Here is a 6,664-nt window from a genome sequence, read left to right as displayed (position 1 = left end):
GTCTTCCTATTAAAGTCTTCCTATTAAAGACAGTCAACGAAAGGAATGCCATCATCGCCAGTCAACGCTTCGCCGAGGAAACCTCAATGCATGCCATCAGCCTGAGTCAGGCGCGACTCCCCCCGACCCTGGATATCGATGTGTTCAACGAGTTCGGCGAACGCCATCGACAGCCCATCGCCGCCGAGCGCGCCCTCACGCTGTATCTCAACAGGCGCGAGATCGTCACCCTGATGACCCTGGGCGCCGACCCGGAAGCGCTGGTGGTGGGATATCTGTGCAATCAGGGGTTATTGACGTCCCGGCAGGATCTCCAGGCCGTGCAGGTGGACTGGGACGTGGAGGCCGCCGCCGTAGTGACACGTCACCTGCCCGAGGATATCGAGGAACGTCTGGGGCAGCGCACCGTGACCACCGGCTGTGGACAGGGCACGGTCTTCGGGCGTCTGCTCGATACCACCTCACTGAAGCCCCTGCCCGAGACTCGGCTGCGCCAGTCGGCCCTCTACGCCATGCTGGAGAACCTGGGCGCCTATAACGATACCTACCGCAGCGCCGGGGCGGTGCATGGCTGCGCCCTGTGCCACCAGACCCGGGTGCTGGATTTCGTCGAGGATGTGGGACGCCACAATGCCGTGGATACGCTGGCAGGCCGCGAGTGGCTGGTGGGCTCGTTCACTGGATACGAAAGGACATCGGAGAAGGCTGACATCTTCTACACGACGGGGCGACTGACGTCGGAGATGGTCCTCAAGGTCGCCCAGATGGGGATCAGCGTTCTGGTGTCGCGTTCCGGCATGACCCAGAAGGGAGTGGAGCTGGCCGAGCGCTTCGGCGTCATGTTGATCGCCAGGGCCAAGGGTCGGCATTTCCAGGCAATCCACTCGTCCGGTCGCCTCGAGATGGATGCCGTTCCCCCGAGGCGACCCGGCGACATCAAGCGAACCTGACATCTGGCTGTTCCTCAACGCCCAGCCTCAGTCCTCGAGGGGCAGACCCAGGAGGGCCTTGAGGTGGGCCTCGGCGCTGCGTCCCAGGGAGGCCAGGTGATAGCCGCCTTCGAGGACAGACACCAGGCGACTGTCGGCATAGAGCGCGGCGATGTCCATGGCCAGTTGGGTGATCCAGTGAAAGTCTGACTCGTCGAGACAGATATCCGCCATCTCATCCTCGCGATGGGCATCGAAGCCCGCCGACACCAGCACGATATCCGGTTTGAAGGCGTGGAGCGCCGGCAGCCAGTCGTCCTCGATCGCCCGGCGAAAGGTGGCACTGTCGGTACCGGCCGCCAGGGGCGTATTGATCACGTTGTTCCATTCGCTGCGGATATAGCGCCAGGGATAGAAGGGATATTGATAGCTGGTACAGATCAGGACCTCGGGGTCGTCCTTGAAGATGTCGATGGTGCCGTTGCACTGGTGGACATCGAAGTCGAGGATGGCGATCCGACACGCATGATATTGCGCCCTGGCATGGGCCGCGCCCACCGACACGTTGTTGTAGAAACAGAAGCCCATGGCATCGGCCGCCTCGGCATGATGTCCCGGGGGACGAACGGCGCAGAAGGCATTGTCGGCCTGGCCCCTGAACACCTGGTCGACACCGCGGATCACGGCACCCGCAGCCATCCGTGCGGCCTCCAGGCTGTCGGGATTCATCAGGGTGTCACTGTCCAGTGTCACGATCCCTTCCTCGGGCACACACTTGTCGAGGGCCCTCAAGTGGCGCAGAGAATGGACCCTGGCGAGTTCCTCCTCGGTGGCAGGGCGCGCATCGGACTGCATGGTCTGCTGGAGCACACCGGCCAGCGACAGCCGGGCCTGGATCGCCTCCAGCCGTGATGGACTCTCCGGATGTTCGGGCCCCATGTGGTGGAGCATGCAATGCGGATGGGTGATATAGCCGGTAATCATGTGAGCGCTCCGCTGGGTCTGGATCCAAGATAATCGGCAGCCGCCCTTGTATGACAGTGTCCATAAGTCTTATACAGGGGAGGTAATGCCAACGGCCGATCCCTCGGGAGTGCGATGTGAGTACCCGTTTCCTGCATCATTTTTTTGAACCGAGCACCATAGCCGTCATCGGGGCCTCGGAAAAGCCGGACTCCCTCGGTGGGCTAGTGATTCGAAACCTCCAGCAAGGGGCGTTCCCCGGCGAGATATGGGCGGTCGATCCCAAGGGGCATGATGCCGTCCATGGGCAAGCCTGCTATCGCCGCATCTCGCAGCTGCCGGCCATACCCGACCTGGCGGTGATCTGTTCCCCGATCGAGACGGTACCGGGGCGAATCGCTCGGCTCGGTCGCCTGGGTGTCAGGGCGGCTCTGGTCCTGTCCGGGGGGGCTCACCTTGACGTGGACGACGACCACAAGGGCTCGATCCGCCAACGCATGCTGTCCGCCGCGCGGATCTCGGGAATCAGGGTGCTGGGACCGGAATGCATGGGGCTGATCGTGCCGGGTCGCAAGCTCAATGCCTCCTACGCCAGTCAGCCGATCAAGCCGGGGCGGGTCGCCTATCTCGGCCAATCCGGCATGCTGGGTAATGCCATGATCGACTGGGCCGCGGGGCGAGGAATCGGGTTCTCGCACCTGATCACCCTGGGTGACAGCGTGGATGTCATGTTGCCCGACCTGATGGACTACATCGGCCAGTTTTCGCCCACTCAGGCGATGCTGCTCCATCTGGAGCGTATCCTGGATGCCCGTCACTTCATGACGACCCTGCGCGATACCTCACGCAATCGGCTGGTACTGGCGATCAAGAGCGGACGAACGCCGGAATCCGATCTCACGGGTCTGGCACCCACCCCCGGCATCGTGAATCGGGATCGCGTTTTCGATGCGGCCTTTGCGCGAGCGGGGGTGGTACGGGTCAATGATTCCGACGAACTCTTCGATGCCCTGGAGACCCTGTCGCGGATGAAGCCCTTGCGAGGCGATCGCCTGGCCATCGTGTCCAATGGCCTGGGGCCGGCCCTGCTTGCCATCGACAAGTTGATCAGCAGCGGTGGGCGCCTGGCGGCTTTCACCGAGGACACCCAGCAAGCTCTGCGCAAGGGGGTTCTCGACGTCAGTCGACCGGGTGACAACCCGGTGGACCTCGGCGGTAATGCGACACCGGAAAGATTCGTCGAGGCCCTCGCTATCGTCGCCGCCGACCCCCAGGTCGATGCCGTCCTGGTGGTCCATGCGCCGACGCGCCTGGCGCCGTCCAAGACCACGGCACAGGCGATCATTGCCAATCGCCGGCGTTTCCGGCGTAACCTGCTGACCAGCTGGATGGGACTGGAGGAAGCCGTCTCGGCCCGTCACGAGAGCCATCTCGCCGGGGTTCCCACCTACATTTCCCCGGAAAAGGCGGTCAAGGCCTTCACCCACATGGTGGATTACCAGCGCGTCCAGGCGCTGCTCCAAGAGACGCCCCCCAGCCTGGCATTCACCACCACACCCGAGATCCGCCGGGGCTGTCATGACCTGATGGCCCGTGCCCGCGATCAGGAACGAGAATGCCTCTGCCATTCCGAAGTCGCCCAGGTGCTGGAGGCCTACGGCATTTCGGTGGCGCCGAGTCGCTATGTGACCAGCGCCAAGGAGGGCTTCTACGCCGCCGCCGATCTTGAGGGATTCATGGCACTCAAGGTGGTCCACGAGGGCAACTGTCACCCCTTCCGTTATCGTCGCCATCCCCACCGTCTCTCGGCAGGGCTACTGCAGGATCTGGCGGGTCCCGCCCAGGTCGCGGAAGGCGTGTCGCGACTGGAGGAAACGGTACACGAGAATTTTCCCGACCTGGAAATCCGGGAATATTGTCTGCAGCCCATGCAGCGCGGCAAGCATTTCCTGCAACTCTGTGCCGGCATCACTCGTGATCCCGTCTTCGGTCCGGTGATCCTCTTCGGCATCGGAGGCTACAAGGTCAATATCCTCGCCGACCGCCAGGTCGTTCTGCCGCCACTCAATATGCGCCTCGCCGAGGACACCATCTACCGCACCCACGCCGCCCGCCTGATTCGCGAGCACTCCCAGGAGCCCGAGCGAGACATCGAAAGACTCTGCCGACTACTGGTCAAGCTGTCACAGATGGCCAGCGACCTGCTGGAACTTCGCGGGCTCGAACTTAATCCCTTGCTGTTGAACCGCGATGGACTGGTGGCCGTGGATTTCGCCATGGATCTCGGCCCTGCGGCACGCTTCGCGATCATGCCCTATCCCGAAGAGCTGCGTGAAAACGTCATTCTGAAGAATGGCTGGGAAGTGGAAGTGCGCCCTATCCGCGCCGAGGATGCACCGCTGATCCGTGATTTCCATGGGAAATTGTCCGAAGAGAGTATCCGGTTCCGCTATTTCCATCATAAGGCGGACCTGACCCAACGTGACCTGTCCACGCTCGCGCATATCAACTATGACAGGCAGATGGCCTTCATTGCCGAGCATCGCCGCGAAGACGACGCCCAGGAGATGCTCGGTGTGGTACGGGTCTGGAATGATCCGGACAATATCCGTACCGAATTCTCGATCATCGTCCGCGATGACTTGCAGGGGCTGGGGATCGGCAGCCTGCTGATGAAGAAGATGATCGAGTATTGTCGAAGCGTGGGCACCTTGGAGATGATCGGCAAGATCATGGCCAACAACCACCCGATGCGAACGCTGACGCAACGCCTGGGATTCCGGATGCGATACGACATGGAGGAGCAGGAAGTGGATGCGGTGCTGCGACTCAACGACCCCGAAAGCGAGTGGCAGCGGCATCGCCTGGAAAGCCTTCCGGATTGATCCTTGCCCGACAGGGCCACAAGATCGCCAGGCGTGAGATCAGGGGGCTAGACGGAAATGGTGCCAGGCGTCGTCGCGACGCTCGAAGCGGATGCGGTCGTGCAATCGGCTGGGCTGTCCTTGCCAGAACTCGATCATTCGCGGTATGAGCCGGTAGCCCCCCCAGTGAATCGGACGAGTGATCATCTGGCCTTCATAGGCACGCTCGAAACGCTGTTCGCGTTCCTCGAGCCAGGTTCTGTCGGGAATGACCACGCTCTGGGTGGCAACCCAGGCGCCCAGCTGGCTGCTTCGGGGGCGGCTGGCGAAATACCCGTCCGACTCTTCGGAGGTGACCTGTTCGACACTGCCCTCGAAGCGCACCTGGCGAGACAGGGAAGGCCACCAGAAGACCAGAGCGGCATGGGGGACATTGGCCAGCTCACTGCCCTTGTGGCTGTGGTAATTGGTGTAGAAGATCAGCCCTCTTTCATCGATGCCCTTGAGCAACACCACGCGAGCATGGGGCAGGCCCTGACTGTCAGCCGTCGCTAGAGTCATCACATTGCCGTCATCGCCTTCGCTCTCCAGGGCGAGACTCAGCCATTCCTCGAACAGTCCCAGCGGATTTCCCGAGGCCTGTGACGCCTCGAGGCGACCACCTTCGTAGTCGCGACGTATATCTGCGATATTGCGTGTCATCGCGTTCTCCTCGATTTTCTTCGGCTAATGTTATGTCAATAGAAGTCAATACTGCTGGCGACGGTCAAGGCACCCTGTGCTCGCCGGCACGCCATTGACGACTGCGAAAGCGGGCATAGCCCATGCATCCCGTGAAAAGCGCCAGGGACACCACGGCCTCCAGCAGGCCTCGCAGCCCCTGACCCGGCAGGGTCGCCACCATCACCCCCTGGGAGAAATACAGCAGGCTGACGAAGGCGAGCCAGGCATGGCCGCGTGGGCGGCGGCCAATGATCGAGGGCAGGAAGAGCACCAACGGCAGGACGAAGACCACCAGGGGCCCCAGCTGGCTGAGATCGCTCTGTACCAGGAGACCACGATAGACCATCAATACGACCAGTGCACAATAACTGGCCAGCACCAGCTGTCGTGACCGCGCGGTCAGGTGGTCCAGTCCCCGGCGAGCCTCCAGTCCCTCCAGCCACTGCCTCATGAGCGAGGCTCCTGTACCAGGGGGGCCAGTGCCAGGGCGAGTCCGGCCAGTCGACGGCCCTGGGCATGGGCAAGCTGGCGTTCATGCTCGTCGAGCGGGCGGTCGCTGCGCTTGCCGGCGAGGTGACTGGCGCCGTAGGGCGTGCCGCCGGTGGACGTTTCCATCAAGGCGGTCTCGCTATAGGGAATGCCGGCATAGACCATGCCGTGATGCAGCAGGGGCAGCAGCATGGAGATCAGGGTGGCTTCCTGGCCACCGTGCAGACTGGCGGTGGAGGTGAAGGCAGAGGCCGGCTTGTCGATCAGGGCGCCACTCATCCAGAGCTCTGACGTGGAATCGATGAAATACTTGAGGGGCGCCGCCATGTTGCCGAAACGGGTCGGGCTGCCGATGGCCAGGCCGGCGCAGTGACGCAGGTCGTCGAGGCTGGCGTACACGGCTCCCTCGTCGGGGATCTCCGGATCCACTGCCTCGCATGTCGCCGATACCGGCGGCACGGTGCGAAGTCGCGCCTCGATACCGCGGCGGGATTCGATACCCGCCGCGAAGTGTTCGGCCATGGCGCGGGTCGCCCCCTGGCGGGAAAAGTAGATGATCAAGATATAGGGCAGGGAGGCGCTCATCGGGGCTCCAGTCAGGGGACGCGTGGTAGACGCTGATTCAGGCAAGCCATTGTAGAAGGGCGCCGGGGCTTGCCACAACCGATGCTATCCCTGGGTCGCCGCTGCCGTTCG

At 62.7% G+C, this 6,664-nt stretch carries 6 protein-coding genes; 2 read left to right on the top strand and 4 right to left on the bottom strand.

Features of this window, described 5'->3' with window-relative positions; all coding sequences use genetic code 11:
* Positions 1-86 precede the first annotated feature (86 nt).
* A complete protein-coding gene (locus tag ACESMD_RS09955) occupies positions 87-950 on the top strand; it encodes a formate dehydrogenase accessory sulfurtransferase FdhD (RefSeq protein WP_372612735.1) in 864 nt (287 codons plus the stop codon).
* A 27-nt stretch (positions 951-977) separates the two neighbouring features.
* Here the strand turns inward: ACESMD_RS09955 and ACESMD_RS09950 are convergent, their stop codons facing one another.
* Positions 978-1,913: a histone deacetylase family protein gene (locus tag ACESMD_RS09950; RefSeq protein ID WP_372612733.1), complete on the bottom strand. Its 936-nt coding sequence runs from the start codon at positions 1,911-1,913 to the stop codon at positions 978-980.
* Positions 1,914-2,029: 116 nt separating this feature from the next.
* Here ACESMD_RS09950 and ACESMD_RS09945 point away from each other — a divergent pair, with 116 nt between their 5' ends.
* Positions 2,030-4,777, top strand: a complete 2,748-nt coding sequence (locus ACESMD_RS09945; protein ID WP_372612731.1) for a GNAT family N-acetyltransferase — start codon at positions 2,030-2,032, stop codon at positions 4,775-4,777.
* Between the two features lie 39 nt (positions 4,778-4,816).
* Here ACESMD_RS09945 and pdxH read toward each other — a convergent pair whose 3' ends face one another.
* The 3 genes from pdxH to wrbA form a co-directional block, all read right to left on the bottom strand.
* On the bottom strand, positions 4,817-5,458 hold the full coding sequence (gene pdxH / locus ACESMD_RS09940) for a pyridoxamine 5'-phosphate oxidase (RefSeq protein ID WP_372612729.1): 642 nt from the start codon (positions 5,456-5,458) through the stop codon (positions 4,817-4,819).
* A 64-nt stretch (positions 5,459-5,522) separates the two neighbouring features.
* Positions 5,523-5,930 carry a DUF2069 domain-containing protein gene (locus tag ACESMD_RS09935; RefSeq protein WP_372612727.1) on the bottom strand — a complete coding sequence of 136 codons (408 nt, stop codon included), beginning with the start codon at positions 5,928-5,930 and terminating at the stop codon, positions 5,523-5,525.
* A complete protein-coding gene (wrbA, locus tag ACESMD_RS09930) occupies positions 5,927-6,553 on the bottom strand; it encodes an NAD(P)H:quinone oxidoreductase (protein WP_372612725.1) in 627 nt (208 codons plus the stop codon). The genes ACESMD_RS09935 and wrbA overlap by 4 nt, the downstream gene beginning before the upstream one ends.
* Positions 6,554-6,664 lie beyond the last annotated feature (111 nt).

The sequence above is a fragment of the Halomonas sp. genome, from assembly GCF_041689495.1.
Classification (GTDB): Bacteria; Pseudomonadota; Gammaproteobacteria; order Pseudomonadales; family Halomonadaceae; genus Halomonas.
This window is presented reverse-complemented; position numbering and strand designations above follow the sequence as displayed.

Coding starts and splice junctions, on each gene's coding strand:
- ACESMD_RS09955 (WP_372612735.1), top strand. CDS start 87: ATGCATGCCATCAGCCTGAGTCAGGCGCGACTCCCCCCGACCCTGGAT.
- pdxH (WP_372612729.1), bottom strand. CDS start 5,458: ATGACACGCAATATCGCAGATATACGTCGCGACTACGAAGGTGGTCGC.
- ACESMD_RS09935 (WP_372612727.1), bottom strand. CDS start 5,930: ATGAGGCAGTGGCTGGAGGGACTGGAGGCTCGCCGGGGACTGGACCAC.
- ACESMD_RS09950 (WP_372612733.1), bottom strand. CDS start 1,913: ATGATTACCGGCTATATCACCCATCCGCATTGCATGCTCCACCACATG.
- wrbA (WP_372612725.1), bottom strand. CDS start 6,553: ATGAGCGCCTCCCTGCCCTATATCTTGATCATCTACTTTTCCCGCCAG.